This window comes from Synechococcus sp. R55.7 (genome assembly GCF_047461955.1).
Lineage (GTDB): Bacteria > Cyanobacteriota > Cyanobacteriia > Thermostichales > Thermostichaceae > Thermostichus.
In genome coordinates this window covers 1-2,426 of the sequence record NZ_JANSIC010000294.1, presented here as the reverse complement: position 1 = coordinate 2,426, position 2,426 = coordinate 1, and the positions used below count along the sequence as shown (strand labels likewise).

2 protein-coding genes are annotated in these 2,426 nt (G+C 59.8%); both read right to left on the bottom strand.

Translation table 11 applies throughout. The features are described from left to right. Nucleotides 1–1,127 (bottom strand): aromatic ring-hydroxylating oxygenase subunit alpha (locus NW820_RS11855; RefSeq protein WP_414407589.1); only part of this gene is annotated, 1,127 nt, incomplete at its 3' end. Nucleotides 1,128–1,364: 237 nt separating this feature from the next. Beyond that, entirely contained in the window at nucleotides 1,365–2,285 is a 921-nt protein-coding gene (era, locus tag NW820_RS11850; RefSeq protein WP_414351203.1) for a GTPase Era, read from the bottom strand. Between the last annotated feature and the right edge of the window lie 141 nt (nucleotides 2,286–2,426).

Sequence of the window (2,426 nt, the reverse complement as noted above, 5' to 3'; positions counted from 1 at the left end):
CAGCTTTGTTCTTCCAACTCCTGCATCTGCCGGCGGTATTCCCGCCCAAAGGCTTGCAGCAACCCTTCTGCATGGGAAAGAGGCCCTGCTTCATAGGCACGGGATCCCACCCCTTGCTGGGTGAGCTCGCACAGGTGCCAATCCTGTCGATTGGTGCGATCCCACAATTCCACCACCTCGCTGGGATCAAAACCATCCAGCGCCAAGGTCTCCGGCTCAAACAGCCAATCGCAGACAACCCGCGTCCGGTCGGATCCCTGGGGCCACAGAGTGTGGGTCATGACATAGTCCGGCTGCAGGCTCAAGAATAGATTGGGCATAAGGGTGTAGTAGTAGGCCCGCCGTTGGTTCTCGCCTCGCACGGTGGAGATCAGGGGCAAGCTGCGTTGGCCACTCATGTTTAGGCTGGTCACATCTGGATTGAGCAACATGTAGCCGCCCAAAAAGGGGCCTTCCATCAAGTCGTTGCGACCACTGCGAGCCGGCGAAAGGCGGGCCAATTCTGGGTGAATGAGCGGGCAGTGGTAGCACTCAGAGTAGTTTTCAAACAGCAATTTCCAATTGGCTTGAACGTGGTATTCAATACGATGGCCTCGCCGCAGAGCGGACAGGTTCCACTCTCGGAAACGACCTTGCAATGGGGCAAAAACCTCATCGAAGGGCTGAGGATTGCGGCTGAGGTTGACCCAGACGAAGCCTTCCCATTCTGCCAAGGCAGCGGAGTGGAGGGGATAATCTTCACGGCGAAAGTCTTCCACCTCGTGCATCTGGGGAGCCGCCAACAATTGTCCATCCAGCCCATAGCGCCAGGCGTGGTAGGGGCAAGGGATCCCATCGGCAAAATGGCCTTGGAGCTCGCTGCAGAGTCGGGTTCCTCGATGGCGACAGTGGTTGAAGAAGGCATGGGCTTGCCCCTTGGGATCCCGTACCAGGATCAGGCTTTCTCTGAGCACCTGCACCTGCAAAAAGTCTCCGGGTTGGGCCAGATCGGCACTGCGCCCCACGCAGAACCACTGCCGATAAAAAATCTGCTCAATCTCCGCCTCAAAGCGGCTGGAAGAAACATAGTAGTGGCCAGGCAGGGTGCGGGCGCCCGGTTGAACAGTAGCGGGATAGAAAGCGGTCATGGGGCAAAGCAGCGATAAGAAAAACTGCTGTGGGACTCCAGAGGCTTTGCTATCCAAGCTAACGCAGGGATCCCATCCGGCATCTATTCCAAGCAGATCCAAGGCATTTTTAAGGCATTTTTGAAGCATTCCCCCCAAGCACGCTGTGCTGCTCGCGCAAATACCCCAGTCTCCTACCCACAAGGGGAGAGGGGGGCATAAGAACTCCGTCCTGCTGACGCAAATGGCTTATTCCCGCTAGGGGGACGTAGCGCTGTAGCCCAAGTCGCGCAGAAGGTGCTCAGAGCGCCGCCAGTGGGGCCGCACCTTGACAAACAGCTCCAGGTACACCTTGCCCAGGATCAGCTTTTGAATCTGCAGGCGGGCTGCCTGGCCGATCCGCTTGAGCCTTTCCCCCCCTTTGCCGATGAGGATCCCCTTTTGCGAGTCCCGCTCTACATAGAGGGTGGCCAAGATGCGGGTGACGTTGGGGGTTTCTTCCACCTGGTCGATGGTCACGGCCACGGAATGGGGCACTTCCTCGCGGGTCTGCAGCAGCACCTGTTCTCGGATCAGCTCCGCCATGATGAACCGCTCCGGCTGATCCGTCACCAGATCCGGCGGGTAGTAGTAGGGGCCGGTGGGCAGCAGATCGATGGTGGCTTGGATCAGGGGTGTCAAACTGCTGGGATCCAAGGCAGACACCCAAACGACAGGAGCGCCGGGGCGCAGGGCTTGGTAGCTCTCCTGGTGAGCTTGGCGCACGGCAGCATCCCGAGGAAGCAGATCCGCTTTGTTGCAGACGATCAGGCAGGGGGAAGCAGCAGGGATCCGCTCGGCAATAAAAGCATCCCCGCGTCCTGCCGGCACCGATCCATCCACCACGAAGAGGATCACGTCCACAGCGGCAATGGCTGCCTGGGCGTTGTGTACCAAGATTTCCCCCAGGCGGTGGTGGGGTTTGTGGATGCCAGGGGTATCCACCCAGATGATCTGGGCTTGGGGTAGGGAGAGGATCCCCTGCAGGCGGTTGCGGGTGGTCTGGGCCACGGGAGAGGTGATGGCAATCTTTTGTCCCACCAGGGCGTTGAGTAGGGTGGACTTGCCCACATTGGGCCGCCCGATCAGCCCCACAAACCCCGACTTAAACCCTGGCGGGGCAGCCGGGATCGCAGACAGTTCCCCACTGCTGACACGACCGGGCGCCGATTCCCCTTCTGCTGCAGCAGCGGAGGACTCTGTCCCGCCGTCGCCAATGGATCCCTGTCCCTCAGGGGAGGGATCCCTCCCGTCTGAAGGAGAATAGGGATGTCCGGCGCT